The sequence below is a fragment of the Pseudomonas grimontii genome (assembly GCF_007858185.1).
GTDB classification, from domain to species: domain Bacteria; phylum Pseudomonadota; class Gammaproteobacteria; order Pseudomonadales; family Pseudomonadaceae; genus Aquipseudomonas; species Aquipseudomonas grimontii.
In genome coordinates, this window is the sequence record NZ_VFES01000002.1 from 426,021 (window position 1) to 451,963 (window position 25,943).

Here is a 25,943-nt window from a genome sequence, read left to right on the forward strand (position 1 = left end):
TCTTTTTGAAGAATAAAAACGTACTGGCACGACGCTTGCTCTGAGCTTTCAGTGAAAGGTTTGAATGCAAGTTGTCGTGCCAAAAATCAAAAATATCGGAGCACCACTCATGTCCCAGACGTTTTACAAGAAAGGTTTTCTGGCCCTCGCCGTTGCAACGGCGCTGGGTGTTTCTACGTTTGTTCAAGCTGATGTGAAGATTGGCGTAGCGGGGCCCATGACGGGCGCCAACGCCTCTTTCGGTGAGCAGTACATGAAGGGTGCCCAGGCGGCAGCCGAGGTGATCAACAAGGCCGGCGGGATTAACGGCGAGAAAGTCGTACTGGTGGCCGGCGACGACGCCTGCGAACCCAAGCAGGCCGTGGCCGTGGCCAACCGCTTGGCGGATCAGGACAAAGTGATCGGCGTGGTCGGGCACTTCTGCTCGTCGAACACCATCCCGGCCTCCGAGGTCTATGACGAAGCGGGCATTATCGCGATCACCCCAGGCTCCACTAACCCAGCAGTGACCGAGCGTGGCCTGGGCGCCATGTTCCGTATGTGCGGCCGTGACGACCAGCAAGGCATCGTCGCCGGCGATTACATCGTCGACGTGCTCAAGGGCAAGAAAGTCGCCGTCATCAACGACAAGGACACCTACGGCAAAGGCCTGGCCGACGCCACCTCCGCCCAGTTGACCAAGCGCGGCGTCAAGCCGGTGCTGGAAGAAGGCCTGACCCGTGGCGAGAAAGACTTCAGCGCCTTGGTCACCAAAATCCGCTCCCTGGGCGCCGACGTGGTCTACTTCGGCGGCCTGCACCCGGAAGCCGGTCCGCTGGTTCGCCAGATTCGTGAAGCTGGTCTCAAAGACGTGAAGTTCATGTCCGATGACGGCGTGGTGACCGATGAACTGGTGGCCACCGCTGGCGGCGCGCAATACGTCGACGGCGTGTATATGACCTTCGGCGCCGACCCACGCCTGCTGCCAGACAGCAAGGCCGTAGTGGAGGAGTTCCGCAAGGCCGGCTATGAACCAGAAGGCTACACCCTGTACGCCTACGCCTCGCTGCAGGCCCTGGCCGCCGGCTTCAACGGCGCCAAGTCCAACAAGGGCGAAGACGCAGCCAAATGGCTGAAAGCGCACCCGGTCAAAACCGTGATGGGCGAGAAGACCTGGGACGCGAAAGGCGACCTGAAAGTCTCCGACTACGTGGTTTACCAGTGGGATAAAGACGGCAAATACCACCAGTTGGAAAAGCAGAAGTAATCCATGTGGGAGGGGGCTTGCTCCCGATGCGGTGCGTCAGATGAACAATTGTTGACTGACACACCGCTATCGGGGGCAAGCCCCCTCCCACATTGGGACCCGTGTTGTTATTGAGATCTGTCTTTTCCTCCAGAAGCGCCGCACACCGACTGGTGTGCAGGTGCTCACCGCGTGAGATTGCGTTATGGATGGTATTTTCCTGCAGCAACTGGTCAACGGCCTGACCCTCGGGTCGGTCTATGGCCTGATCGCCATCGGCTACACAATGGTCTATGGCATCATTGGCATGATCAACTTCGCCCACGGCGAGGTTTATATGATTTCCGCTTACCTCGCGGCGATCAGTCTGGCACTGCTGGCTTACTTCGGCATCGAATCCTTCCCGCTGCTCATTCTCGGCACCCTGATCTTCACCGTGGTCGTCACCGGCGTGTACGGTTGGGTTATCGAACGGGTCGCCTACAAACCGCTGCGCAACTCCACCCGACTGGCTCCGCTGATCAGCGCCATCGGGATTTCCCTGATCCTGCAGAACTACGCGCAGATCGCCCAGGGCGCGAAACAACAAGGCATTCCAACCCTGCTGGCCGGCGCCTGGCGCGTCGATATCGGCAGTGGGTTCGTCCAGCTCACGTACACCAAGATCTTCATCCTCGTGGCGGCGTTTGCCGGCATGGCGTTGCTCACCTACATCATCAAGTACACCAAGCTCGGCCGCATGTGCCGCGCCACCCAGCAAGACCGCAAGATGGCCTCGATCCTGGGGATCAACACCGACCGCGTCATCTCCTACGTGTTTGTCATCGGTGCCGCCATGGCGGCCCTGGCCGGCGTGCTGATTACCCTCAACTACGGCACGTTCGACTTCTACGCCGGCTTCATCATCGGCATCAAGGCGTTTACCGCAGCGGTGCTCGGCGGCATCGGTTCCCTGCCTGGGGCGATGCTGGGCGGGATCATCCTGGGTATTTCCGAGTCGTTGTTCTCGGGGTTGATCAACTCTGACTACAAAGACGTGTTCAGTTTCTCCCTGCTGGTGGTGATTCTGATTTTCCGTCCTCAGGGCCTGCTTGGTCGCCCACTTGTGGCGAAGGTGTAAACATGTCTGCTGCCAAACCCATCGATATCAAGAAAAGTGTGGTCGATACGGTCCTCGCCGGCCTTATTTCGCTGATCGTGTTCGGTCCGATCGTCGGCGTAGTCCTTGACGGCTACAGCTTCAACCTGGAGCCTGCGCGCGTCGCCACGTTGGTCGCCATCGTGATGGCCGGGCGCTTTGCCCTCAGCCTGTTCCTGCAAACCCCCAAGGGCCTGAAGATTCTGCAGGGCTTCGAAAGCAGCGGCTCCGGCGTGCATGTGCTGCCACCGGACTACAAGTCGCGGCTGCGCTGGATCATCCCGGCACTGATCGTGATCGCCATCGTGTTCCCGATCTTCGCCAACAAGTACCTGCTGACCGTGGTGATCCTCGGGCTGATCTACGTGTTGCTGGGCCTGGGCCTGAACATCGTGGTCGGCCTGGCCGGGCTGCTCGACCTGGGTTACGTGGCGTTCTACGCCATCGGTGCCTACGGCCTGGCGCTGGGTTATCAATACCTCGGCCTGGGCTTCTGGAGCGTGTTGCCGCTGGCAGCCATCGCGGCGGCGCTGGCGGGGTGCATACTCGGCTTCCCGGTACTGCGAATGCACGGTGACTACCTGGCCATCGTGACCCTCGGCTTCGGTGAAATCATTCGCCTGGTCCTCAATAACTGGCTGTCGTTCACCGGCGGCCCGAACGGTATGCCGGTGCCTTCGCCGACCTTCCTTGGCCTTGAGTTCGGGCGCAAGGCAAAGGAGGGCGGGATTCCGTTCCACGAGTTCTTCGGCATCGATTACAACCCCAACATCAAGTTCATGTTCATCTACATCGTGCTGTTCCTGGTGGTGCTGGCCGTGCTGTACATCAAGCACCGCCTGACTCGCATGCCGGTCGGCCGGGCCTGGGAAGCCTTGCGCGAAGATGAGATCGCCTGCCGCTCCATGGGCCTGAACCACGTGCTGGTCAAGCTCTCGGCCTTCACTATCGGCGCGTCAACTGCCGGTTTGGCCGGGGTGTTCTTTGCCAGTTATCAAGGCTTCGTCAACCCGTCGTCGTTCACCTTCTTCGAGTCGGCGCTGATCCTGGCCATCGTGGTGTTGGGCGGCATGGGCTCGACGGTCGGCGTGGTGATCGCGGCGTTTGTATTGACCGTCGCGCCTGAACTGCTGCGCAGCTTCAGCGAATACCGCGTGCTGCTGTTTGGCGTGTTGATGGTGGTGATGATGATCTGGCGACCGCGCGGCCTGATCCGGATCAGCCGTACCGGTGTGACCCCACGTAAAGGAGTGGCGCCATGAGCAAGGAAGTCGTCCTCTGCGTAGAACACCTGATGATGCACTTCGGTGGCATCAAGGCCTTGAGCGATGTGAGCCTCAAGGTCGAACGCAACTCGATCTTCGCCCTGATCGGCCCCAACGGCGCGGGCAAGACCACCGTGTTCAACTGCCTCACCGGCTTCTACAAAGCCAGCGGCGGCAAGATCGAACTGAACATTCGCGGCAAGCAGACCAACGTGATCCAGCTGCTTGGCGAGCGCTTCAAGGCGATCGACTTCGTGTCGCCAAAAAGCTTCTTGAGCCGGGTGTACTACAAGATGTTTGGCGGCACCCACCTGGTTAACCGCGCCGGCCTGGCGCGAACTTTCCAGAACATTCGCCTGTTCAAGGAAATGTCGGTGCTGGAAAACCTGCTGGTGGCCCAGCACATGTGGGTCAACCGCAACATGCTGGCGGGCATCCTCAACACCAAGGGCTACCGCAAGGCCGAAAGCGATGCGCTCGACCACGCGTTCTACTGGCTCGAAGTGGTGGACCTGGTGGACTGCGCCAACCGCCTGGCCGGCGAGCTTTCCTACGGCCAACAGCGCCGCCTGGAAATCGCCCGCGCCATGTGCACGCGGCCGCAGATCATCTGCCTGGACGAGCCCGCTGCCGGCCTCAATCCCCAGGAAACCGAAGCCCTCAGCGCGATGATTCGCCTGTTGCGCGACGAACACGACCTGACGGTGGTGCTGATCGAACACGACATGGGCATGGTGATGAGTATTTCCGACCACATTGTGGTGCTGGACCACGGCAACGTGATCGCCGAAGGCGGGCCGGAAGCGATCCGCAACGACCCGAAAGTGATTGCCGCCTACCTGGGCGCGGACGAAGAGGAGCTGGTATGAGTGCACCTATCCTCGAAATGAAGGACCTGGACGTGTTCTACGGCCCGATCCAGGCCCTGAAAAAAGTCTCGCTGCACATCAATGAAGGCGAAACCGTCAGCCTGATCGGCTCCAACGGCGCGGGTAAATCCACGCTGCTGATGTCGATCTTCGGCCAGCCACGGGCCGAGTCGGGGCAGATCCTCTACAACGGCGTCGACATTACCCACAAGTCGTCCCACTACATCGCCTCCAACGGCATTGCGCAGTCGCCGGAAGGGCGGCGGGTGTTCCCCGACATGACCGTCGAGGAAAACCTGCTGATGGGCACCATCCCGATTGGTGACAAGTTCGCCAGCGAGGACATGCAGCGCATGTTCGAGCTGTTCCCACGGCTTAAGGAGCGGCGTAACCAGCGCGCCATGACCATGTCGGGTGGCGAGCAGCAAATGCTCGCCATCGCCCGCGCGCTGATGAGCCGGCCCAAGCTGTTGCTGTTGGATGAGCCGAGCCTGGGGTTGGCGCCGATTGTGGTGAAGCAGATCTTTTCTACCCTGCGCGAGCTGGCCTCCACCGGGATGACTATCTTCCTGGTCGAGCAGAACGCCAACCACGCGCTGCGCTTGTCGGACCGGGCGTATGTGATGGTCAACGGTGAGATTCGCCTCACAGGCACCGGCAAGGAGCTGCTGGTGAACGAGGAAGTGCGCAACGCCTACCTCGGCGGCCACTGATCTAAATAACGACGCAGTACCCCTGTGGGAGGGGCGGTGCGACGACTCGACTTGCCCCCGATAGCGGAGTGTCAGTCAGTACATCTGATGCTGACCCACCGCCATTGGGGGCAAGTCGAGTCGTCGCACCGCCCCTCCCACATTTGGTTTTGTACTGTCCACAAGCTCTCCACCAAATTGTGGAAAACAAATCCAGCCACCCTCCAAAGCGCGACATATAGCCGCCGCAAATCCCTGTTTTGTCACAGTTTTGACTTGTCCCCATCCACTGTGGAACCGGCTGTGGGTAACGTGGGAGTAGCTGGCTGAAAGCCTTTAATTCCGTGGCTTTCAGCGTTGTGGTTATTTTTTGAGCAGCTGCTTTTTGGCGACCTGTCGAGGGGTTTGTCAACCTGTTTAAAGACACAGGTATGTGACCGAAACATGTCTCTTCTGCCTGTGGATAAGTCTGTGACTAAACTCTGGAAAGACGTCCGCAGAGGCCGTAGTGACTGGCCTGGAGCCATCGTCCTGATTTCCTCACTGCCGATAGGCCTACATACGGCCTGACCAAGGTCAAGCAAAAAACTTTCTAAAATCGCCTGGAAGCCTTGTACACAGTGGTCTGAAGCGTTTTGCACTTGCCCCCAAAGACTGTGGGCGCAGCTGTGGATAACCTGCGCGCACATAGCTGCAAGCCACGGTTTATAAGGCGTTGTTCGTGGTGGTTAAAAAATGACCAGGCGTGCGTGAAGTTATGTGCATAGCGGTTGCCGCAACTGCGGCGTAAGGGCATTCTGCTGGCTGATTTTTTTCCCGATGCCCGCAAGGAGAACACCATGTCCAACACGCTGTTTATTACTGGCGCCACCTCAGGTTTCGGCGAAGCCTGCGCCCGTCGGTTTGCCGAAGCCGGCTGGAAACTGGTGCTCACCGGTCGTCGTGCCGAGCGTTTGAATGCGCTGGTCGAAGAGCTTTCCAAGCAGACCGAAGTGCACGGCCTGGTGGTGGACGTACGGGATCGCAAAGGCATGGAAGAGGCGATCGCCAACCTGCCGCCATCGTTCGCCACCTTGCGCGGGCTGATCAACAACGCCGGCCTGGCCGTGGGCACCGACCCTGCGCCCAAGTGCGACCTCGACGATTGGGAAACCATGGTCGACACCAACATCAAAGGCCTGCTGACCACCACCAGCCTGCTGCTGCCGCGCCTGATCGCTCACGGCCGTGGCGCCGGGATCATCAACCTGGGGTCCATCGCCGGCAGCTACCCGTACCCGGGCAGCCATGTGTATGGCGGTTCCAAGGCATTCGTGAAGCAGTTCTCCCTGAACCTGCGCTGCGACCTGCAGGGCACAGGCGTACGTGTGACCAACATCGAGCCGGGCCTGTGCGAAAGCGAGTTCTCCCTGGTGCGCTTCGGCGGTGACCAGGCGCGCTACGACGCCACCTACGCCGGCGCCGAGCCGATCCAGCCGCAGGACATTGCCGACACCATCTTCTGGGTGCTCAACACACCGGCGCACGTCAACATCAACCGTTTGGAGTTGATGCCGGTGAGCCAGACCTGGGCTGGGTTTGCGATTGAGCGTGGGGCCAAGTAAGGCTCTAGACCGCGTCGTTGCCATCGGGGGCTTGTCGAATCGTCGCACCGCCCCTCCCACATTGGGTCGTGTTCACACATTTAGATTTGTGAATACGGTCAAATGTGGGAGGGGGCTTGCTCCCGATGAGGCCCATCAGGTCACCCAAGATGCTGGATCAGCCCCTGGTAGCAGGTTGCCAAATGATACGGTGTGGTCGATGGCATATCCCGCCGGCTCACCGCACCGTTGGCATCCAGGCATTCATGCCAGCCTTTCTCATGCAGGAAATGCTGTTGCAGCGCAAGCAATTGGCGCTGCAGCACCGCCTCACTGCCAGGCCGCAAGGTCAGTGCCCGCAGGTATTCCGCCTGGGCCCAGATACGCTGCGTGCCGTCGCGCACGGTACCGTCGAGTGCCAACATGCCGCTGACCGCCCCGGTCGCGTTATCCACTCCCTTGAGTTCTGCGTAGGCAAACGCCCGCGTCAGCGACGCATGCAGCGGCGTGCCGCGCAGCACAGGCGACGATTCGAGCAAAAAGAACCACTCGAACTGGTGCCCCGGCTCAAACCAGTTATCCACAGCGCCCAGCGGTTTTTCCATCATCACGCCGTGCGGGCGGTCGATGAAACGCTGCTGCATGGCCGTCGCCAAGGCCAGCAGGGCCGCTTGCACAGGGGCATCCTCGCGCACCGCGAGGGTGGCGAGGAAACCTTCGGCCAGGTGCATCAACGGGTTTTGCAGCGGGCCGGACGTGAGGGATGACCAGTTGCGTTCCAGCACGGCCTCGTACAGGCCATCCTCGGTGGCGAAGCGTTGGGCGACCACTTCCAGCGCGGCGTTGAGCACCGATTCCACCAGCGGCTCACGCACCTTGGCCCAGTAATGGGCGCAGGCAAAGATGATGAAGGCGTGGGTGTAGAGGTCTTTGCGCTTGTCCAGCGGCTGGCCGGTGGGGTCGATGCTGTAGAACCAGCCGCCGTGTTCGGCATCGTGGAAATGCCGTTGCAGGGAGCGGAACAGCACTGCTGCGCGCTCTTCAGCGAAGGCCGCTCCTGGTTCGCCGATCAGGCTGGCGAACAGGTACAACTGCCGCGCGCAGGCCATGGCGCGGTAGCGTTGCGGGGGCAGTGGGCGGTGATCGGCGTCCAGCGCCTCATAGGGCAACGCCAATTCGGCATTCCAGCCAGGGCCCTGCCAGAGCGGCACGATCAGGGTGTGGAAGTGCGTGAGCACGGCATTCAATGAAGGCTGAGGGGCGGAGCTTGGAGCGATGGGCATCGGCTGGCGTCGTCACGGCAGGGGCGTAGGCGCGCATGGTAGCAGAGGGGCAGCGTTAAGTTGTGAGCTGCAAGCTGCAAGTAAGAGCGGTTCGGCTTTTACTTGCCGCTTGTAGCTTGCGACGTTTAGCTGGCGAGCAGCCACACCCCAGTCGCCGCCGAAGCCGCCCCGGCAATCCGTACCAACGGCGCCGCCGCGGCCGGCAGCCAGCGCACCAGCGCATAGCCGGCAGCGTGCAGTGCTGCGGTCGCGCCGACAAACCCTGCGGCATACGCCCAAGGGCTCGACATGTCCGGCAGCTCCAAGCCATGGGCCACACCGTGGAACAACGCAAACAACGCCGTCGCACCCATGGCCATGAACAACGGCGGACGCACCGCCAGAGCTACCGCCAGGCCCAGGGCCAGCACCGAGGCGGCAATCCCGCTTTCCAACGCGGGCAATTGCAGCCCTTCAAAACCCAGCACGCCGCCCATCAGCATGGTGCCGACAAAGGTGCACGGCAGGGCCCAGCGCGCGGCGCCCTTTTGTTGGGCGGCCCACAGGCCGACCGCGACCATGGCCAGCAGGTGGTCGAGGCCGCCCAGCGGGTGGCTGATACCGGCCACCAGGCCGTTGTCGCCGTGGCCAGGGTGAGCGAAGGCCAGGGCGGGTGCGAGCAGCAGGGCGGCGGCTGCGAGGAGTTTATTGAGGCTCATAAACAGGTTCCTTATGGGTTGATCAGGCGGCGGTCAGCAGGCCTTGGCGTTCGATAAAGGCGACGATTTCTTCCAGGCCGACCCCGGTTTTCTGGTTGCTGAACACAAAGGGTTTGCCGTTGCGCATGCGCTGGGTGTCGCTGTTCATCAGCTCCAGCGAGGCACCGACCAGCGGCGCGAGGTCGATCTTGTTGATCACCAGCAGGTCGGATTTGCAAATACCAGGCCCACCCTTGCGCGGCAGCTTGTCGCCGGCGGACACATCGATCACATAGATGGTCAGGTCCGACAGCTCCGGGCTGAAGGTGGCCGAGAGGTTGTCGCCGCCGGACTCCACCAGGATCAGGTCCAGGCCGGGAAAGCGGCGGTTGAGTTGGTCCACCGCTTCCAGGTTGATCGAGGCGTCTTCGCGAATCGCCGTGTGCGGGCAGCCGCCGGTTTCCACGCCAATGATGCGCTCCGGCGCCAGGGCCTGGTTGCGCACCAGGAAGTCGGCATCTTCGCGGGTGTAGATGTCGTTGGTGACCACCGCCAGGTTGTAGCGATCGCGCAGCGCGAGGCACAGGGCCAGGGTCAGGGCGGTCTTGCCGGAGCCGACCGGGCCGCCGATACCGACGCGCAGGGGTTGTGTGTTCATCTGACTCTCCAAAATAAAAGGCCCAAAATTTAAAGCCCTAGGAACGGAACAGGCGGCTGTACTGGCGCTCGTGGGCCATGCTCGCCAAGGACAGGCCAAAGGCGGCGCTGCCGAAATGGTGGGGGTCGATGCGGACGGCGTCCTGCTGGGCCTGTTGCAGCAGTGGCAGCAGCTCGCTGGTCAGGCGTTGCGCGGCTTGCTGGCCCAAGGGCAGGGTTTTCATCAGCACCGCCAATTGGTTCTCCAGCCAGCTCCAGAGCCAGGCGGCGAGGGCGTCGTCGGCGCTGATGGCCCAGGCACGTGCGGCCAGTGCCCAACCCAGGGCCAAGTGCGGTTCGCGGCGTTGCTCAAGAAAGGCGCGGGCGGCGTTGTCCAGTTCCGGCAGACCATTGAGCAGCTGTTGCAGGGAATAGCCCATCTGCCGGCTCTCCTGATACAGCTCTCGGGTTTCGCGGCTGGCTTGATGGGCGTCGCACAGTTGTGCCAACGCTGACCACTCCTGCTCGGCGGCGGCGCGACAGTGGGCGAGCAACAGTGGGGCTTCGAAGCGCGCGAGGTTCAGCAGCAATTGGTCGCTGATCCAGCGGCGAGCGCTGGCGGCATCGTTGACGCGGCCGTTCTCCACGGCCATTTCCAAGCCTTGGGAATAGCTGTAGCCGCCAATCGGCAATTGCGGACTGGCCAGACGCAGCAGCGCCCAGGCTGGGTTCATAGACGCACGCCGAATTGATGCAGCTTGGGCGGGTAGTTGAAATCTTCATCGCCATGACGGGAGTGATGGTGGCCGCCGCCATAGGCGCCGTGTTCCGGTTGGAACGGCGCCTCGATGGTTTCGGTGTGGGCACCCAGTTGCTCAAGCATGGCCTTGAGCACGTAGTCATCGAGCAGGCGCAACCAGCCATCCCCCACTTGCAAGGCCACATGGCGGTTGCCGAGGTGATAGGCGGCACGGGTCAGTTCAAAGGCATTGCTGCAGGTGACGTGCAGCAGCTGTTCAGGCCGGGCGCACACGCGTACGACACGTCCGTCTTCAGCTTGTAGGAATTCGCCATCGTGCAACGGCGGCTGGCCGCGCTCCAGGAACAGGCCGACGTCTTCACCATCGGCACTGAAACAGCGCAGGCGGCTCTTGCTGCGTGCTTCGAAGTTCAGCAGCAGCTCAGCGGCCCAGAGGGCTTGGGGGGCGATTCGGCGGTGGATCACCAGCATCAGGAAGCTTCCAGCTATGAGCGATGGAAGTGCTAGAGCAAGGGGCTTGCCAATCACGTATAGGCGTAGGAATTCTCTGTCGGCGCGCGTGGATGTGCCACCGAATGGGGCGTTCGTGAGTGGTTTGAGTGATTCAAGTTGGTGCGATGTCTTGTTTGCAGCGCTGAAATGGGGCGTTTTTAGTTGAGGGGGGTGATGTTTATTGCATGAAGTGCCTTCCATCCTTTTCGTACGGTGAAATTTCAGATTTGTCCTACCGGATCTCAGGATTTGGAGTTCACCTGCTTACGTGACGGATCATTAGGATTCGCCCTGTGCTAAAAAACCACGGCGAGTTCCATTATGTTTAAATCAATTGTGTGTTTATTCATTATCAGTCTTTACCTGGTCACTCCCTCCTCATCGGCCAATATCCAACAGCGCGCGACAGCCCCTATTGCAATCGCGACGCCCCTGCAATTGCTGGAACAGCGGCCAGCAATCGACAATGTGATTGACCGTGCCCATGAATTGCTGGGCACCTCGTATAAATGGGGTGGGAGCACCGTGGAGCAGGGCTTCGACTGCAGCAGCTTGCTGGTCTACCTGTTCAAGACCGAAGCCAATATCCGTATACCCCGCACCACGGCGGCAATGCACCGTTCAAACGCCAAGACGATCAAGCGTAGTGCGCTCAAACCTGGGGATGCGGTGTTCTTCAACGGTAACGGGCGCGGTCAGGTCAGCCATGTCGGCCTCTATATAGGCGAGGGCAAGTTCATTCATTCCCCACGTTCCGGCAAGAAGGTGCGAATCGATTCACTGAGCAATCGCTATTGGAACAAAAACTACAACACCGCCAAGCGCTTTCACTCTGCGGGTTGACCGGCTTACTCCGTACTGCCCAGACCTTGCCAATGCTTGAGGCCAATAAAGATAAAGCGCAGTTGCTGGGTGATTTTCGCCTGGGGCGTGAGGTGGGCAGGCAAGGCCTGGGCCGGTGGGTCGATGATATCGGGAAGGGTGGCGAACACGCTCTTGACGATCAGGTCGGCCATTACGTGCAGGCCTTCGGCGTCCAGGTGCTGCAACTTGGGCATCAGGGTCAGGTCGGCCGCCAGGTCGCGCGTGATGTCTTCGCGCAAGGCGCCGATGGCTTGGCGTACGGCCAGGCAACCGCCGTATTGCTCGCGCGCCAGGAACAGGAATTGCGAGCGGTTGGCCGAAACCACATCGAGAAAAATCCGCACTGAGGCATCGATAATGCCTCCCATCACGAATTCGTTGTGGCGCACCAGGCGAATGGTGGCGCGAAAGGTCTGGCCCACCTCACTCACCAATACAAGCCCTAGCTGGTCCATATCGGCAAAGTGGCGATAGAAACCGGTGGGGACAATGCCTGCGGTTTTGGCCACTTCACGCAGGCTCAGGCTGCCAAACCCACGGCCACACTCCATCAGATGGCGGGCGGCGTCCATCAGGGCGAGGCGGGTCTGTTGCTTCTGTTCGGCGCGGGGCAGCATGGGCGGGCGGGCTTTGTCGGCAAGTACAGCGACGCACTCTAGCAAAACAGCTTCGCTGACGTCGAACTTGGCGGGGGATAGGGGGGAGTGTTGCGTGACAGGCTCTACAAAAAGTCAAAAGTCCGATCGGCAGATCGGGCTTTTTTCTGGGCCACCACGGGTTAGCTCTGAGCTTGATGCAGTTCTTGCAGGCGATCGGCACCACCTTCGGCAACACCTTCAGTGTAGGCACGTTCGTTGGCTTGTTCCGCACCGCCTTCAACCAGGCCTTTCTGTTCCAGACGATCACGGCCACCTTCGGCAACACCTTCAGTGTAGGCACGTTCGTTGACTTGTTCCGCACCGCCTTCAACCAGGCCTTTCTGTTCCAGGCGATCACGGCCGTTTTCGGTCAGGCCTTCGGTGTAGGCGCGTTTGTTGGCGTGTTCCGAACCATTCTCAGCAACAGCGCCTTTGGCGTAGTCACGGTTCTCATCTTCTTGCGAACCGCTGCGAGCCAGGGTCTGGTTGAAGTGAGCGGCGTCGGCTTTGACTTGTGGGGTGACCTGTTCGGCGGCTGGCAGGGCAAAGGCGCTGGAAGCCAGGATGGATAACAGGACGGTAGCGAGTACTTGGCGTTTCATGATGGGTTGCTCCTTGGGAGGGCGATAAAGTGGGTACGGAGCTAATGCTACTCTCGATAAGTCGATATAAAAGTTCATAAACACAATGGTAATAATCAACAGAATTGATTGTTCGTGAGAGAGGCTCTAGCTCGGGCCTCTCAAGCACGCGCTTTTGCACCGAGGTGGGTATTTTCGACACGAACCTGGGTAACAATGGTGCGCTGTGGATGATCGAATCTGTCGAGTCGGTCAGGAAAGTGGGTTTTTACGGGTAAATCGGAGTTTGGGTTAAACCCATGGGCGGTTTGCCAGTCGTAGTTTTATAAGCTGTCCTACAGGTGTTGGTTCAGCCGGTCGTATTCAGGAGTTCTGTGCAATGACGCGCACTCGTAAAATCGTCACTTGGAGCTGCGCCAGCTTCGTTGTGTTAATCGCTTTGGTGGTACTGGTCCTGGTGTTCTTTGACTGGAACCGCATCAAGCCTCCGCTCAATGCCAAAGTCTCCGAAGAGCTGCATCGTCCGTTTGCCATCAACGGCAACCTGGCGGTGGTGTGGGCGCGTGAGCCCGATGAAGGCGGTTGGCGCGCCTGGGTGCCGTGGCCCCATGTGATTGCCGAGGACCTGACCCTGGGCAACCCCGACTGGTCGAAAAAACCGCAGATGGTCACGCTGAAAAAGGTCGAGCTGCGCATTTCGCCGTTGGCGTTGCTGGTGCAGCGTGTGGTGATCCCGCGTATCGACCTCACCGAGCCGAGTGCCGAGTTGCAGCGCCTGGCCGATGGCCGCGCCAACTGGACGTTCAAGTTCGACCCCAAGGATCCTGACGCCGAGCCCTCCAGCTGGGTGGTGGACATCGGCGCCATTGGTTTCGACAAGGGCCACGTGACCCTCGACGACCAGACTCTCAAGACTCAGTTGGACGTGATCATCGACCCCTTGGGCAAGCCGATCCCGTTCGGCGAAATCGTCGGCGACGCCGATGCCAAAAAGGCCCTGGAAAAAGGCTCCGCGCCCCAGGATTATGCGTTCGCCCTCAAGGTTAAAGGCCAGTACCACGGCCAGAAGCTCGACGGCAGCGGCAAGATCGGTGGCCTGCTGGCCTTGCAGGACGCGGCCAAGCCGTTTCCGCTGCAAGCCCAGGTCAAGATCGCCGATACCAGCATCGCGCTGGCAGGCACCTTGACCGACCCCTTGAACCTCGGCGCCCTGGACCTGCGCCTGAAACTGTCCGGCAGCAGCCTGGGTAACCTCTACCCGCTGACCGGCGTCACCCTGCCGGATTCACCGGCCTACTCCACTGACGGCCACTTGATCGCCAAGTTGCACGAGGCCAGCGGCGCGTCGTTCAGCTACGAAAACTTCAACGGCAAGATCGGCAACAGCGATATTCACGGCAACCTCGCCTATGTCGCCAGCCAGCCACGTCCCAAGCTCAGCGGTGCGTTGGTGTCCAACCAATTGCTGATGGCCGACCTCGCCCCCCTGATCGGTGCCGACTCCAACGCCAAGCAAAAAGCCCGTGGCGGTGAGAGCAAACAACCGGCGACCAAAGTACTGCCGGTGGAAGAGTTCCGCACCGAGCGCTGGCGCGACATGGATGCCGATGTGGAATTCACCGGTAAACGCATCGTGCACAGTGCCGAGTTGCCTTTCAACGACCTGTACACCCACCTGGTGCTCAACGACGGCGAACTGAGCCTGGAACCGCTGCGATTCGGCGTAGCCGGCGGCAAGCTGGATGCGCAGATCCGCTTGAACGGCCGTACCACGCCGATGGAAGGTCGCGCCAAACTCACGGCGCGCAACTTCAAGCTCAAGCAGTTGTTCCCGACCTTCGAGCCGATGAAAACCAGCTTTGGTGAACTCAACGGCGATGCCGATATTTCCGGGCGCGGTAACTCCGTCGCGGCGCTGCTCGGCACCTCCAACGGTGACCTGAAGATGCTGATCAACGACGGCGCCATCAGCCGTGGCCTGATGGAAATTGCCGGGCTCAACGTCGGCAACTATGTGGTGGGCCGCCTGTTTGGCGACAAGGAAGTGAAGATCAACTGCGCGGCGGCGGATTTCGGGATCAAGACCGGCCTGGCGACCACGCGCTTGTTTGTGTTCGATACCGAGAACGCGATCATCTATATCGATGGCACCGCCAACATGGCCACCGAACAGCTCGACCTGACCATCACCCCCGAGTCCAAGGGCTTCCGCCTGTTTTCCCTGCGTTCGCCGTTGTACGTCAACGGCCCGTTTATCAAACCGAATGCGGGGGTGAAAGCCATCCCCCTGGCCCTGCGTGGCGCGGGCATGGTGGCACTGGGCGTGATCGCCGGCCCGGCAGCGGGCCTGCTGGCGCTGGTGGCACCGAGCGCCGATGCGCCGAACCAGTGTGCACCGTTGTTGCAGCAGATGAGGGAAGGCAAGGCGCCGAAGACGGTGAAAGGTTGATCGTCGAAATTGTCAGAAAGAGCGACCCTCGGGTCGCCTTTTTTATCACGGTGCCGTAAGTATGATCCTGGTCTTGTGTAGCTCATTTCTGAAGCGCTAAAACCGCCCCTGATTCCCCTTACGCCTCCTGGGTTGCCTTCCTATAGTCGGCCGCCACAGTCACTTGGAGGTGTAATCCATGCAGGGAGCCTACGCATTTATCAATGAGCGGCCGCAGCCTTATCCACTGCTCAAGCTCAGCCTTTCTCTTAACCCCCATACACAAACAAAGTTCGACATCGTCAACCAGCACATCCGCAATGTCGTGGTACTGCCAGGGCAGTTGGTGATCATTCCTGATGCGCGCACGGCGTCTTGCACCGCTGAAGAAGCGCAACTGATGCGCTCAGCGCAGAACATAAAACAGGCGTTGCTGGCGCATTCCGCAACCGATCAGTTTTTGATCAAAAACTACGATCTACTACAGGTCATCATGACCAACGCTTCGATCGGTGTCGGGAGTGCCAGCAGTGCCTGGAGTAAGCATCTTGCGGCTGTCGAGAGCACACTTCAGGAAATCGACGCTTTGCATAAGCAGCACTTGAGCAAGGGCACAACGGCCGCGAGGGATGAGTTTCTGGCTAAGCGCAGGGTGTTGTTTGCAAAGCTGGAGGGGCAGCTTTCGGGGATGGCTCGTTTGGGTACGGGCTTGAAAAATGAAGGGTCGATCAAAAAGATGTTGGGTATTTCGACTAAAAGCTATTGGCATCACGGTGAAATTCGCAAGTACGAAGAGACAGTCAAGCGCATCGCCAAGGCATCAAAGATGTTGAAAAAGGGCACTTATATCGGTATCGCGCTGGATGTTGGAGCGACGGCGTTGGAAATAACGGAGGCGTGTTCAACCGGGCGGGAGCAGGAATGTACTCGGGCGAAGTTTGTTGAGGGAGGGAAGTTGGTGTTCGGAGTCGGTGGCGCGGCTTACGGGGGATACGCAGGCATGGCATCAGGGGTTGCCATATGTGCAGCGGTTTTTGCCATCCCTACCGCCGGAGCGAGTGCGCTAGGCTGCGCCATAGTGGGTGGGGCCATTGGGGGCCTTGCCGTGGGTGCTTTAGGAAGCCACACGGGTGAGCAAATAGGAACCCGCCTTTATGAAGTTTCAGGGGGGGAATGATGCCAGAGTCCATCGGTATGTGGTCGGGTGTGTTGATGTTGCTGAGCTTTCCCTTAAATTTATATGTCATCTATACAAGGCTTGAAGAGGCTGAAGACTATCTCAAGTTCAGCTCATTCATAGTGACGTTCAAATACAGGTTTGGATTCGGAGCGTTTGGTGGGAAGTTGAAACGTCTCTTCGCTATTGCCCCTGTAATCCTTATGCCGAGGCTTTTTCAATGGAGATACCTCGTACTCGTTGAGGATGTGAAACGTATTCCAAGAAGTCTCAAACTTTGGATAGTAGTTCCCTACCTGCTCACTATGTCTTCCTTCGCTGGAATGGCCCTGTCTTGGTTTCTGACTGAGTAACGGTCATCGCAGGTAAAAATAGGGGGAGCCGGTTAACCGGCTCCCCCTATTTTTATGCTTCGGACTACAGGCTTTCGAGGATGTCGGCCATATCGTCCGCATGCTCTTCTTCCTGAGCCAGGATCTCTTCAAACAGACGGCGCGTGGTTGGATCCTTATCACCGATGTACTGGATGATTTCACGGTAGCTGTCCACCGCGATCCGCTCGGCCACCAGGTCTTCGTAGACCATTTCCTTCAAGCTGTTACCGGCCACGTATTGGGCGTGGGAGTTCTTCGACAGCAGGTCCGGGTTGAATTCCGGCTCGCCGCCCAGCTGCACGATGCGCTCGGCGAGTTTGTCGGCGTGCTCGGCTTCCTGGGTGGCGTGTTCGAGGAATTCCTGCGCGGCGACGGCAGCTTTGACGCCGCTGGCCATGAAGTAGTGGCGCTTGTAGCGCAGCACACACACCAGCTCAGTGGCCAGCGAGCCGTTGAGCAGGCGGATGATTTCTTCGCGGTCGGCGTCATAGCCCTCGGTCACGGCACCGTTTTCGACGTTCTGGCGCGCGCGGCTGCGCAGGGTCGCAACGTCAGTCAAGTTTGCTTCAGTCATCTCAATCTCCTGGGGCTAATCCGGTTTTACGCCACGCTCTGTCGGCGTGATCGCTCCAAGTTGTGAGTCACGGGCGCAGCAAAAAGTTTTATTGGATTTGCCTGGAGTGTCATCAGCGCGTCGCCGGAATTGCGCTAGCCTGCCATCATCCTTTCTTGATCAAGGACGTTCGCTTCATGTCGCAGTCGTTAGCCACGCGTTACCCCTTGGTGCTGGTGCCCGGCATGCTCGGGTTCGTGCGCCTGGGGTTGTTTCCCTACTGGTACGGCATTGTCCCGGCGCTGCGGGCGGGCGGGGCGCAGGTGTTTCCTATCCAGGTGGCGCCTTTGGATTCCAGCGAGGTGCGTGGCGAGCAGTTGTTGACGCAGATCGAGCGGATTCGCCTTGAAACCGGCGCCGACAAGGTCAACCTCATCGGCCATAGCCAGGGCGCCCTGACCGCCCGTTATGCGGCGGCCAAGCGCCCGGAGTGGGTGGCGTCGGTGACGTCGGTGGCCGGGCCCAACCACGGTTCGGAATTGGCGGACCATATCCACGCCCATCATCCGGCCGACAGCGTGAAGGGCCGGCTCATGAGCGCGCTGTTTCATCTGGTTGCCAGGGTGATGAGCCTATTGGAGACCGGCTATCGCGGCCCGCGCTTCAAGGCGGATTTACACGCCTCCCACCATTCCCTGACCAGCGCAGGCGTGGCGCTGTTCAACCGCGAGTATCCCCAAGGGTTGCCGCAAACCTGGGGTGGCCACGGGGCGGAGTTGGTCAATGGCGTACGCTATTACTCATGGTCCGGCACCTTGCAACCGGGCAAGACCGATCGCGGGCGCAACCTGCTGGACGGGACGAATCGAAGTTGCCGATTGTTCGCCCGCAGCTTCGTGCGCGAGAAGGGCCAGTGCGACGGCATGGTCGGACGCTACAGCTCGCACCTGGGGCGGGTGATCGGCGATGACTACGCCCTCGACCACTTCGACATCGTCAATCAGTCCATGGGCTTGGTAGGCAAGGGCGCCGAGCCAATCCGGCTGTTCGTCGAGCATGCCCAGCGCCTGAAGGCGGCCGGGGTTTAAGCCTGGCGACGCACCGGTGTGGTCCAACGCTCGGACAAAATCACCCCGCCCAAGGTCAGCAAGCCCCCCACCAGGTGATACAGCGCCAACTCTTCCTTCAACACCACGGCGGCAATCAACGCGGTAATCAACGGCAGCAGGTTGAAAAACAGCGTCGTGCGGCTTGGCCCCAGGGTCTTCACCGAATGCATCCACGCCAGTGGCGCGAGCATCGAAGCCAGCAAGCACGCATAGAGCACCAGTGGAATATTCGCCCAGCCCAGGCCGGCTTTTGTCGAGAACAGAAACAGCGGAAACAGCACCAGCACTGCCACCAGTACTTGCAAATACAGGAGCACCAGCGGCGGCAGGCGCAGTTGCCATTTTTTCAACAGGGTGCTGTAGACCGCGTACGCCAGGGTGGCGACCAGCATCATCGCGTCGCCGAGGTTCACGCCGTGCTGCAGCAACGCGTCGAGGCTGCCGGCCGACACCACCACCACAACCCCAGCGAACGACAGCACCGCACCCGTCAGCGCGCCAAAGGTCAGGCGCTGGCCCAGGCTGATGATCGCCGCCGTCAAGGCCATCAACGGCATCAACGACAGGATGATGCCCATATTGGTGGCGCTGGTCAGCGAGGCGGCGTAGTACGCCAGGCTTTGGTACACCGCCATGCCCAGCACGCCAAGGACGCAGATCTTGCCCAGGTTCGGGCGGATCAGCGGCCAGTTGGCGATGACTGGCTTGAGCATGAACGGTGTAAACAGCAGTGCTGCCAGCAACCAGCGGTAAAAGCCGATTTCAGCGGGGAAGATCGAACCCACGGCCAGTTTGTTGACCACGGTATTGCCGGCCCAGATAAAGATGGCCAGCAGGGGATACGCGTATTGCATCGAAAGAAACCAAGTGTGTTGATGAGGCAGGATTATCCCTTGTCTGGATCGAAGCCTATACTGCGACCCAGACAAACGACCTCTGTATCCAGACAATATGGCCAGACACACCGTACGCCTCGCGGATTTTGGCCGCCTGCCCAGCCCCGTGTACTTCCGTTACTCCGATTTTGCCCCCGACACTGAGTGCACCCCGCACCAGCATGTCTGGGGTTCGCTGGACTACTCCGCCAGTGGCGTGATGCGCATGGAAGTGGCCGGCAACCGCTTTATGTCGCCGCCGCAGTACGCGGTGTGGATCCCACCCAATACCGAACACAGCTCCTACAACGCCCAGGCGATTGTCTACCGTTCGGTGGGCCTTTCGCCGCAGCTCTGCGAGCAATTGCCCAAGCAGCCTTGCACCCTGGCGATCAGCGAAATCCTCAAGGCCATTCTCAGCGACTTCGCCCAGCGAGACGTCAACATCCCACACACCGATGCCGATATTCGCCTGGCCCAGGTGCTGGTCGATCAACTCAAGCAGGCGCCGATCCACGAGTGTTTCTTGCCCTACGCCCGCCACCCGGGGCTGCTCGGCGTATTGGAAGGCATGCAAGCCGACCCCGGCGACAATCGCCCCTTGGCGCACTGGGCCGAGCAGGTGCATGTAAGCGAGCGCACCCTGGCGCGACAATTTGTGCGCGAACTGGGCATGAGCTTCGGCGAATGGCGCCAGCGCTTGCGCTACCTCGCCGCAATCGAAGCCCTCGACAGCGAGCGCAGTGTGCAAAATGTGGCGTTTGACCTCGGCTACAGCAGCGCCTCGGCGTTTATCGCGATGTTCCAGCGCCAGGCCGGCTGTACGCCGGAGCAGTACCGGCGGACGAATATTCGCGGCCGATGAAGATGTAACAAGGTTTGGCTACACTGCTGGGGAGGCCGTGCCTTCCGGCACGGTAACAGGGAGAAAACTCCATGAAGATGCTGCGTATTCCGCTGTTGATGATGGGCCTGCTGCTGTGTTCCCAGGGCTTCGCCGCTACCGCCCAGCAAAACAAGATGACCACCTGCAATGCCGAAGCCACCACCAAGACGCTCAAGGGCGACGAGCGCAAGGCTTTCATGAAAACCTGCCTGTCGGCTCCGGCGGCCAATGATGCGAAGACGCTTACGCCGCAGCAGCAGAAGATGAAGGATTGCAATGCGTCGGCGAAAACCAAGGCGCTGACCGGCGATGCGCGCAAAACGTTCATGAGTACCTGCCTGAAGAATTGATAGCCCCCGGCCCTAGAAGGCTGCGACACTCGCACGCAGCCCACCTGTAGGAGCGAGGGGGACGCCTAGTTCTTGCTCGCGAAGAACGCAATTACCCCGCGTTTATTCAGAATAAACGCGTTATCGTTGGCGACCTTCGCGAGCAAGCTCGCTCCTACACATCCTTTAACGCCGTTCGTTTTGAGGCTGTATGCCAACGTTTTCTCAGCGTCATGTGTTGTTGCTGTCCAGCTACATCATCATTTTCGGCGGGTTGTTGCTGGTATTGCCGCTGAAATTGCTGCCCAGCCTGCTGGCCGGCCTGTTGGTCTATGAACTGGTCAACATGCTCACCCCCCAACTGCAACGGCTGATCGAAGGCCGCCGCGCGCGCTGGCTGGCGGTGGCCTTGCTCGGCACCCTGATCGTCAGCGTGCTCGCCCTGATCTTCGCCGGCGCCATCAGCTTCCTGCTCCACGAAGCGGAAAATCCCGGGGCCTCCCTCGACAAGTTCATGGGGGTGGTCGACCGCGCGCGCGGCCAGTTGCCGCCGTTCCTCGATGCCTACCTGCCCGCCAGTGCCGCCGAGTTCCGCGTGGCCATCGGCGACTGGCTGAGCAAGCACCTGAGCGAACTGCAACTGGTCGGCAAGGACGCCGCCCACATGTTCGTCACCCTGCTGATCGGCATGGTGCTCGGCGCGATCATCGCCCTGCAGCGGGTGCCCGACCTGACCAAGCGCAAACCCCTGGCGGCCGCGCTGTTCGACCGCCTGCACCTGCTGGTCCAGGCCTTTCGCAACATCGTCTTCGCGCAAATCAAGATCGCCGCGCTCAACACTGTCTTTACCGCGATCTTCCTGGCAGTGGTGCTGCCGTTGTGCGGCATTCACCTGCCGCTGACCAAGACCCTGATCGTGCTGACCTTCCTGCTCGGCCTGTTGCCAGTGATCGGCAACCTGATGTCCAACACCCTGATCACCGTCGTCGCGTTGTCGCTGTCGATGTGGGTGGCAGTGGCAGCGTTGGGCTATTTGATCGTGATCCACAAGGTCGAGTACTTCCTCAACGCGCGCATCGTCGGCGGGCAGATCAGTGCCAAATCGTGGGAGTTGCTCCTGGCGATGCTGGTATTTGAAGCGGCGTTTGGTTTGCCGGGGGTGGTGGCGGGGCCGATTTACTACGCGTACCTGAAGAGTGAGCTGAAGCTCGGCGGGATGGTTTAAGAGCAGCTGTGAGTGACAAGCTTCAAGCTGCAAGCAGGAGCAGATTTGCTTTTACTTGCAGCTTGCAGCTCAAAGCTTGCCGCTTAAGATCCGTACCGCTTGCTCGCTTCAATCGCCAAACCGCTGCCAATACTGCCGAAGATATTCCCTTCCACATGCCGGGCATTCGGCAGCATGGCCGAGATGCTGTGGCGCAGCGCTGGAATGCCGCTGGAACCGCCGGTAAAGAACACCGTGTCCACCTGGGCCACCGCCACCGAAGCATCGGTGAGCAACTGCGTCACGCTGTTACGCACGCGTTCCAGCAAGCCGTCGATGGCCGACTCGAACAGTGCGCGGCTCAGGTCCACGCTCAACCCAGGCTCAACGCGGTCCAGCAGCACGTGGCGGTTGTCGTCGTGGGTGAGTTGGATCTTGGTTTCTTCCACTTCCATGGCCAGCCAGTGCCCGGCGCGCTGTTCGATCAGCTTGAACAGGCGGTCGATGCCGCCGGTGTCTTCGATGTCGTAGCGCATGCTGCCCAGGGCCAGCTGGGATTTTTGCGAGTACACCGAGTTGATGGTGTGCCAGGTCGCCAGGTTCATGTGGTGGCTGGTGGGCATGTAGGCGCCGCTTTTCATGCGGCTGCCGTAGCCGAACAGCGGCATCATGCCGGCCAGGGACAGTTGCTTGTCGAAGTCGGTCCCGCCGATGTGCACGCCGCCGGTGGCGAGGATGTCGTCCTGGCGGTTGTCGTTGTGGCGGCGGTCCGGAGAGAGGCGCACCAGTGAGAAGTCGGACGTACCACCGCCGATGTCGACGATCAGTACCAGCTCTTCCTTCTCGATGGTGGACTCGTAGTCGAACGCGGCGGCAATCGGTTCGTACTGGAAAGAGATGTCCTTGAACCCGATCTTGCGCGCCACGTCGACCAAGGTGTTTTCGGCTTCCTGGTCGGCCATCGGGTCGTCATCGACGAAAAACACCGGGCGGCCCAGCACCACTTCTTCGAACTCGCGGCCGGCGGTGGTTTCGGCACGGCTCTTGAGTTGGCCGATAAATAGCGCCAGCAGGTCGGTGAATGGCATCGCCGTGCCCAATACGCTGGTGTCGTGCTTGATCAACTTGGAACCCAGCAGGCTCTTGAGCGAGCGCATCAGCCGGCCTTCGTAGTTCTCCAGGTATTCGTGCAGGGCCAGGCGACCGTAGACCGGGCGGCGCTCCTCGAAGTTGAAGAACACCACCGACGGCAGGGTGATCTTGTCGTCCTCCAGCGCGATAAGCGTTTCCATGCCGGGGCGGATCCAGCCGACGGTGGAGTTGGACGTGCCGAAGTCGATACCGCAGGCACGGGCTGGGGATGGGTTTTTCATGTCTATCGGGTTCCGGTTGAAAAACGGCCGCGCAGTGTATGCCAGTCGAGGGCGGATGCGTAGGCCGACCATCCGTTAAATCGTGCTTGAAAGTTCAGCATTTGCCCCCACATCTGGTGCATACGGCAAGCGCCGATAACACTTTGACGCACCCCCAGGCCACACGACTCAACAGCTGCAAACCAGCGCACGTTGTGCCCCGGGCTGTGCGATCTCGATTAAGGATGGTGAACCGCCGATGGATTTTAAAGACTACTACAAGATTCTGGGTGTCGAGCCGAGCGCCGATGACAAGGAAATCAAGGCCGCCTATCGCAAGCTCGCGCGCAAATATCACCCGGACGTGAGTAAGGAAAAAGACGCCGAAGCCAAGTTCAAGGACGCGTCCGAAGCCTATGAAGCGCTTAAAAGCGCGGACAAGCGCGCTGAATACGACGAGCTGCGCAAATACGGCCAGCATGGCCAGCCGTTCCAGGGCCCGCCAGGTTGGCAGAGCCGTGGCGGGTTTGGCGGCGGTCAGGACCAAGGGGACTTTTCCGACTTTTTCAGCTCGATCTTCGGTTCGCGCGGCGATGCCTTTGGTGGCGGCCAGCGCCGTCCCACCGGGCGTAAAGGCCAGGACGTGGAGATGCAGCTGTCGGTGTTCCTCGAAGAGACGCTGTCCACCGAGTCCAAGCAGGTCACCTTCCAGGTGCCGCAATACGACCCCTCGGGCCGGCACGTCAGCAATACCGTCAAGAGCCTGAACGTGAAGATCCCGGCCGGTGTGGCCGACGGTGAGCGTATCCGCCTCAAGGGCCAGGGCGCACCGGGGATTGGTGGTGGGGCCAATGGTGACCTGTACCTGATCATCAAGTTTGCACCGCACCCCAAATTCGAAGTGGATGGCGAAAACCTGATCATCAACCTGCCGCTGGCGCCGTGGGAATTGGCGCTGGGCGCGGAAGTGGCAGTGCCGACCCTGACCGGCAAGATCAACCTCAAGGTGCCTGCCGGCAGCCAAAACGGCCAGCGCATGCGCGCCAAGGGCCATGGCTTGCTGAACAAGGCCGGGCAGCGTGGCTTCCTGTACGTGCAGCTCAAAGCGGTGATGCCACCGGCAGGCGATGACGACGTGAAAGCGTTGTGGCAGGAGCTGGCGAAAAAAGCCGCTTTTAACCCGCGCGAGCAGTTCTAAGGGGATTTGTGGTGAGGGCACAAGCTCCCTCACCACAGGTTTCAAGTCAGAACAGGAAATACCGCTGCGCCATCGGCAACACCTCCGCCGGCTCACACCACAACAGCACACCATCGGCCTTGACCTGATAGGTCTGTGGATCCACCTCGATGTCCGGCAGGTAATCGTTGTGGATCAGGTCGGTTTTCTGCACGTCGCGACACCCCTTCACCACCCCAATCTGCTTCTTCAGGCCCAGCGCTTGCGGCAAGCCTGCGTCCAGGGCTGCCTGGCTGATAAAGGTCAGGCTGGTGGCATGCAATGAGCTGCCGAAACTGGCGAACATCGGGCGGTAGTGCACCGGCTGCGGGGTGGGGATCGACGCATTGGCATCGCCCATCAGGCTGGAGGCAATCGCGCCGCCCTTGAGGATCAGGGTCGGCTTGATGCCGAAAAACGCCGGGCGCCACAGCACCAGGTCAGCCCATTTACCCACCTCGATGGAGCCGACGATATGGCTGATGCCATGGGTGATCGCCGGGTTGATGGTGTACTTGGCGATGTAGCGTTTGGCGCGGAAGTTGTCGTTGCCGGGGCCGTCGCCGGGCAGGGCGCCGCGCTGTTTTTTCATCTTGTCGGCGGTCTGCCAGGTGCGCGTGATCACTTCGCCCACGCGGCCCATGGCCTGGCTGTCGGAGCTGATCATCGAGAACGCGCCGAGGTCATGCAGGATGTCTTCGGCGGCGATAGTTTCGCGGCGGATGCGGCTTTCGGCGAAGGCCACGTCTTCGGCGATGCTCGGGTCCAGGTGATGGCAGACCATCAACATGTCCAGGTGCTCGTCGATGGTGTTGCGGGTGAACGGCCGCGTCGGGTTGGTGGAGCTGGGCAGCACGTTGGGGAAGCCACAGGCCTTGATGATGTCCGGCGCGTGGCCGCCCCCGGCGCCTTCGGTGTGGTAGGTGTGGATGGTGCGGCCCTTGAGCGCGGCCAGGGTGGTTTCGACAAAGCCGGATTCGTTGAGGGTGTCGCTGTGGATCGCCACCTGCACGTCGTACTGGTCGGCGACACTCAGGCAGTTGTCGATGCTGGCGGGTGTGGTGCCCCAGTCTTCATGCAGCTTCAAGCCGATGGCGCCGGCCTTGACCTGTTCGATCAACGGCTCGGGCAAGCTCGCGTTGCCCTTGCCGGTAAAACCGATGTTCATCGGGAACGAGTCGCTGGCCTGCAGCATGCGCGCCAGGTGCCAAGGCCCGGACGTACAGGTGGTAGCGTTGGTGCCGGTGGCCGGCCCGGTGCCGCCGCCGATCATGGTGGTGACGCCGCTGGTCAGCGCCTCTTCGATTTGCTGCGGGCAGATGAAATGCACGTGGGAGTCGATACCGCCGGCGGTGAGGATCATGCCTTCACCGGCGATCACTTCGGTGCTGGCGCCGATGGCCATGGTCACGCCGGGCTGGATGTCCGGGTTGCCGGCCTTGCCGATCGCGTGAATGCGGCCGTTCTTCAAGCCGACGTCGGCCTTGACGATGCCCCAGTGATCGATGATCAGCGCGTTGGTGATCAGGGTGTCGACGACTTCATGGGCAAGCAATTGGCTCTGGCCCTGGCCGTCGCGGATCACTTTACCGCCGCCGAATTTGACTTCTTCGCCATAGACGGTGAAGTCCTGCTCGACTTCGACGAACAGCTCGGTGTCGGCCAGGCGGACCTTGTCACCGACGGTGGGGCCGTACATGTCGGCATATGCCTGACGATTGATTTTCATAGCCTCGT

25 protein-coding genes are annotated in these 25,943 nt (G+C 60.5%); 14 read left to right on the forward strand and 11 right to left on the reverse strand.

Going from position 1 to position 25,943, the window contains the following annotated elements:
- Positions 1-109: 109 nt before the first annotated feature.
- The 6 genes from FIV39_RS06115 (at position 110) to FIV39_RS06145 (ending at position 6,793) form a co-directional block, all read left to right on the forward strand.
- Positions 110-1,246, forward strand: coding sequence for a branched-chain amino acid ABC transporter substrate-binding protein (locus FIV39_RS06115; RefSeq protein WP_090400845.1), 1,137 nt, complete (start codon positions 110-112; stop codon positions 1,244-1,246).
- A 184-nt stretch (positions 1,247-1,430) separates the two neighbouring features.
- On the forward strand, positions 1,431-2,345 hold the full coding sequence (locus tag FIV39_RS06120; protein ID WP_090400844.1) for an ABC transporter permease subunit: 915 nt from the start codon (positions 1,431-1,433) through the stop codon (positions 2,343-2,345).
- Between the two features lie 2 nt (positions 2,346-2,347).
- Positions 2,348-3,625 carry a high-affinity branched-chain amino acid ABC transporter permease LivM gene (livM, locus tag FIV39_RS06125; protein ID WP_053134492.1) on the forward strand — a complete coding sequence of 426 codons (1,278 nt, stop codon included), beginning with the start codon at positions 2,348-2,350 and terminating at the stop codon, positions 3,623-3,625.
- The gene (locus tag FIV39_RS06130; protein ID WP_090400843.1) at positions 3,622-4,497 is read left to right on the forward strand and encodes an ABC transporter ATP-binding protein; all 876 of its coding nucleotides are present in this window, start codon (positions 3,622-3,624) and stop codon (positions 4,495-4,497) included. Before livM ends, FIV39_RS06130 begins: the two co-directional genes overlap by 4 nt.
- On the forward strand, positions 4,494-5,210 hold the full coding sequence (locus tag FIV39_RS06135; RefSeq protein WP_005784287.1) for an ABC transporter ATP-binding protein: 717 nt from the start codon (positions 4,494-4,496) through the stop codon (positions 5,208-5,210). The genes FIV39_RS06130 and FIV39_RS06135 overlap by 4 nt, the downstream gene beginning before the upstream one ends.
- Before the next feature lie 818 nt (positions 5,211-6,028).
- Complete coding sequence (locus tag FIV39_RS06145) at positions 6,029-6,793, forward strand: SDR family oxidoreductase (RefSeq protein WP_065940985.1); 765 nt, start codon at positions 6,029-6,031, stop codon at positions 6,791-6,793.
- Positions 6,794-6,933: 140 nt separating this feature from the next.
- Here the strand turns inward: FIV39_RS06145 and FIV39_RS06150 are convergent, their stop codons facing one another.
- The 5 genes from FIV39_RS06150 to ureE all read right to left on the reverse strand — a co-directional run bounded on the left by FIV39_RS06150 (position 6,934) and on the right by ureE (position 10,599).
- A complete protein-coding gene (locus tag FIV39_RS06150; protein WP_090400842.1) occupies positions 6,934-8,055 on the reverse strand; it encodes an AGE family epimerase/isomerase in 1,122 nt (373 codons plus the stop codon).
- A gap of 125 nt (positions 8,056-8,180) precedes the next feature.
- A complete protein-coding gene (locus FIV39_RS06155) occupies positions 8,181-8,753 on the reverse strand; it encodes a HupE/UreJ family protein (RefSeq protein ID WP_090400841.1) in 573 nt (190 codons plus the stop codon).
- A gap of 22 nt (positions 8,754-8,775) precedes the next feature.
- The gene (ureG, locus tag FIV39_RS06160; protein ID WP_012721947.1) at positions 8,776-9,390 is read right to left on the reverse strand and encodes an urease accessory protein UreG; all 615 of its coding nucleotides are present in this window, start codon (positions 9,388-9,390) and stop codon (positions 8,776-8,778) included.
- Between the two features lie 37 nt (positions 9,391-9,427).
- Positions 9,428-10,102: an urease accessory protein UreF gene (locus FIV39_RS06165; protein ID WP_090400840.1), complete on the reverse strand. Its 675-nt coding sequence runs from the start codon at positions 10,100-10,102 to the stop codon at positions 9,428-9,430.
- A complete protein-coding gene (ureE, locus tag FIV39_RS06170) occupies positions 10,099-10,599 on the reverse strand; it encodes an urease accessory protein UreE (RefSeq protein WP_090400839.1) in 501 nt (166 codons plus the stop codon). Before ureE ends, FIV39_RS06165 begins: the two co-directional genes overlap by 4 nt.
- Positions 10,600-10,941: 342 nt before the next feature.
- On the opposite strand from ureE, the gene FIV39_RS06175 reads away from it, so the two are divergent.
- Positions 10,942-11,463, forward strand: coding sequence for a C40 family peptidase (locus tag FIV39_RS06175; RefSeq protein WP_090400838.1), 522 nt, complete (start codon positions 10,942-10,944; stop codon positions 11,461-11,463).
- A gap of 5 nt (positions 11,464-11,468) precedes the next feature.
- Here the strand turns inward: FIV39_RS06175 and FIV39_RS06180 are convergent, their stop codons facing one another.
- Both FIV39_RS06180 and FIV39_RS06185 read right to left on the reverse strand, forming a co-directional pair.
- Entirely contained in the window at positions 11,469-12,101 is a 633-nt protein-coding gene (locus FIV39_RS06180) for a TetR family transcriptional regulator (RefSeq protein ID WP_065900186.1), read from the reverse strand.
- 161 nt (positions 12,102-12,262) lie between these two features.
- Positions 12,263-12,724 carry a hypothetical protein gene (locus tag FIV39_RS06185; RefSeq protein ID WP_090400837.1) on the reverse strand — a complete coding sequence of 154 codons (462 nt, stop codon included), beginning with the start codon at positions 12,722-12,724 and terminating at the stop codon, positions 12,263-12,265.
- 358 nt (positions 12,725-13,082) lie between these two features.
- Between FIV39_RS06185 and FIV39_RS06190 the strand changes: the two genes are divergently transcribed.
- Both FIV39_RS06190 and FIV39_RS06195 read left to right on the forward strand, forming a co-directional pair.
- Entirely contained in the window at positions 13,083-15,152 is a 2,070-nt protein-coding gene (locus FIV39_RS06190) for an AsmA family protein (RefSeq protein WP_090400836.1), read from the forward strand.
- Between the two features lie 178 nt (positions 15,153-15,330).
- Positions 15,331-16,308 carry a hypothetical protein gene (locus FIV39_RS06195; protein ID WP_090400835.1) on the forward strand — a complete coding sequence of 326 codons (978 nt, stop codon included), beginning with the start codon at positions 15,331-15,333 and terminating at the stop codon, positions 16,306-16,308.
- 417 nt (positions 16,309-16,725) lie between these two features.
- On the opposite strand, the gene FIV39_RS06205 is transcribed toward FIV39_RS06195, so the two are convergent.
- The gene (locus FIV39_RS06205) at positions 16,726-17,256 is read right to left on the reverse strand and encodes a ferritin-like domain-containing protein (RefSeq protein ID WP_027607715.1); all 531 of its coding nucleotides are present in this window, start codon (positions 17,254-17,256) and stop codon (positions 16,726-16,728) included.
- A gap of 176 nt (positions 17,257-17,432) precedes the next feature.
- On the opposite strand from FIV39_RS06205, the gene FIV39_RS06210 reads away from it, so the two are divergent.
- Positions 17,433-18,323, forward strand: coding sequence for an esterase/lipase family protein (locus FIV39_RS06210; protein ID WP_090400833.1), 891 nt, complete (start codon positions 17,433-17,435; stop codon positions 18,321-18,323).
- Here the strand turns inward: FIV39_RS06210 and FIV39_RS06215 are convergent.
- Positions 18,320-19,198 (reverse strand): DMT family transporter, encoded by an 879-nt coding sequence (locus FIV39_RS06215; protein ID WP_090400832.1) that lies wholly within the window; start codon positions 19,196-19,198, stop codon positions 18,320-18,322. The genes FIV39_RS06210 and FIV39_RS06215 overlap by 4 nt on opposite strands.
- A gap of 97 nt (positions 19,199-19,295) precedes the next feature.
- On the opposite strand from FIV39_RS06215, the gene FIV39_RS06220 reads away from it, so the two are divergent.
- The 3 genes from FIV39_RS06220 (at position 19,296) to FIV39_RS06230 (ending at position 21,659) form a co-directional block, all read left to right on the forward strand.
- A complete protein-coding gene (locus tag FIV39_RS06220; protein ID WP_090400831.1) occupies positions 19,296-20,084 on the forward strand; it encodes an AraC family transcriptional regulator in 789 nt (262 codons plus the stop codon).
- Between the two features lie 71 nt (positions 20,085-20,155).
- Complete coding sequence (locus FIV39_RS06225; protein WP_027607719.1) at positions 20,156-20,455, forward strand: PsiF family protein; 300 nt, start codon at positions 20,156-20,158, stop codon at positions 20,453-20,455.
- Between the two features lie 190 nt (positions 20,456-20,645).
- Positions 20,646-21,659, forward strand: a complete 1,014-nt coding sequence (locus tag FIV39_RS06230; protein ID WP_090400830.1) for an AI-2E family transporter — start codon at positions 20,646-20,648, stop codon at positions 21,657-21,659.
- A gap of 83 nt (positions 21,660-21,742) precedes the next feature.
- On the opposite strand, the gene FIV39_RS06235 is transcribed toward FIV39_RS06230, so the two are convergent.
- On the reverse strand, positions 21,743-23,011 hold the full coding sequence (locus FIV39_RS06235) for an Hsp70 family protein (RefSeq protein WP_090400829.1): 1,269 nt from the start codon (positions 23,009-23,011) through the stop codon (positions 21,743-21,745).
- 238 nt (positions 23,012-23,249) lie between these two features.
- Here FIV39_RS06235 and FIV39_RS06240 point away from each other — a divergent pair, with 238 nt between their 5' ends.
- Positions 23,250-24,188, forward strand: coding sequence for a DnaJ C-terminal domain-containing protein (locus FIV39_RS06240; RefSeq protein WP_090400828.1), 939 nt, complete (start codon positions 23,250-23,252; stop codon positions 24,186-24,188).
- Positions 24,189-24,234: 46 nt separating this feature from the next.
- On the opposite strand, the gene ureC is transcribed toward FIV39_RS06240, so the two are convergent.
- The gene (gene ureC / locus FIV39_RS06245; RefSeq protein ID WP_090400827.1) at positions 24,235-25,935 is read right to left on the reverse strand and encodes an urease subunit alpha; all 1,701 of its coding nucleotides are present in this window, start codon (positions 25,933-25,935) and stop codon (positions 24,235-24,237) included.
- Between the last annotated feature and the right edge of the window lie 8 nt (positions 25,936-25,943).

Coding starts and splice junctions, on each gene's coding strand:
- FIV39_RS06115 (WP_090400845.1), top strand. CDS start 110: ATGTCCCAGACGTTTTACAAGAAAGGTTTTCTGGCCCTCGCCGTTGCA.
- FIV39_RS06120 (WP_090400844.1), top strand. CDS start 1,431: ATGGATGGTATTTTCCTGCAGCAACTGGTCAACGGCCTGACCCTCGGG.
- livM (WP_053134492.1), top strand. CDS start 2,348: ATGTCTGCTGCCAAACCCATCGATATCAAGAAAAGTGTGGTCGATACG.
- FIV39_RS06130 (WP_090400843.1), top strand. CDS start 3,622: ATGAGCAAGGAAGTCGTCCTCTGCGTAGAACACCTGATGATGCACTTC.
- FIV39_RS06135 (WP_005784287.1), top strand. CDS start 4,494: ATGAGTGCACCTATCCTCGAAATGAAGGACCTGGACGTGTTCTACGGC.
- FIV39_RS06145 (WP_065940985.1), top strand. CDS start 6,029: ATGTCCAACACGCTGTTTATTACTGGCGCCACCTCAGGTTTCGGCGAA.
- FIV39_RS06150 (WP_090400842.1), bottom strand. CDS start 8,055: ATGCCCATCGCTCCAAGCTCCGCCCCTCAGCCTTCATTGAATGCCGTG.
- FIV39_RS06155 (WP_090400841.1), bottom strand. CDS start 8,753: ATGAGCCTCAATAAACTCCTCGCAGCCGCCGCCCTGCTGCTCGCACCC.
- ureG (WP_012721947.1), bottom strand. CDS start 9,390: ATGAACACACAACCCCTGCGCGTCGGTATCGGCGGCCCGGTCGGCTCC.
- FIV39_RS06165 (WP_090400840.1), bottom strand. CDS start 10,102: ATGAACCCAGCCTGGGCGCTGCTGCGTCTGGCCAGTCCGCAATTGCCG.
- ureE (WP_090400839.1), bottom strand. CDS start 10,599: ATGCTGGTGATCCACCGCCGAATCGCCCCCCAAGCCCTCTGGGCCGCT.
- FIV39_RS06175 (WP_090400838.1), top strand. CDS start 10,942: ATGTTTAAATCAATTGTGTGTTTATTCATTATCAGTCTTTACCTGGTC.
- FIV39_RS06180 (WP_065900186.1), bottom strand. CDS start 12,101: ATGCTGCCCCGCGCCGAACAGAAGCAACAGACCCGCCTCGCCCTGATG.
- FIV39_RS06185 (WP_090400837.1), bottom strand. CDS start 12,724: ATGAAACGCCAAGTACTCGCTACCGTCCTGTTATCCATCCTGGCTTCC.
- FIV39_RS06190 (WP_090400836.1), top strand. CDS start 13,083: ATGACGCGCACTCGTAAAATCGTCACTTGGAGCTGCGCCAGCTTCGTT.
- FIV39_RS06195 (WP_090400835.1), top strand. CDS start 15,331: ATGCAGGGAGCCTACGCATTTATCAATGAGCGGCCGCAGCCTTATCCA.
- FIV39_RS06205 (WP_027607715.1), bottom strand. CDS start 17,256: ATGACTGAAGCAAACTTGACTGACGTTGCGACCCTGCGCAGCCGCGCG.
- FIV39_RS06210 (WP_090400833.1), top strand. CDS start 17,433: ATGTCGCAGTCGTTAGCCACGCGTTACCCCTTGGTGCTGGTGCCCGGC.
- FIV39_RS06215 (WP_090400832.1), bottom strand. CDS start 19,198: ATGCAATACGCGTATCCCCTGCTGGCCATCTTTATCTGGGCCGGCAAT.
- FIV39_RS06220 (WP_090400831.1), top strand. CDS start 19,296: ATGGCCAGACACACCGTACGCCTCGCGGATTTTGGCCGCCTGCCCAGC.
- FIV39_RS06225 (WP_027607719.1), top strand. CDS start 20,156: ATGAAGATGCTGCGTATTCCGCTGTTGATGATGGGCCTGCTGCTGTGT.
- FIV39_RS06230 (WP_090400830.1), top strand. CDS start 20,646: ATGCCAACGTTTTCTCAGCGTCATGTGTTGTTGCTGTCCAGCTACATC.
- FIV39_RS06235 (WP_090400829.1), bottom strand. CDS start 23,011: ATGAAAAACCCATCCCCAGCCCGTGCCTGCGGTATCGACTTCGGCACG.
- FIV39_RS06240 (WP_090400828.1), top strand. CDS start 23,250: ATGGATTTTAAAGACTACTACAAGATTCTGGGTGTCGAGCCGAGCGCC.
- ureC (WP_090400827.1), bottom strand. CDS start 25,935: ATGAAAATCAATCGTCAGGCATATGCCGACATGTACGGCCCCACCGTC.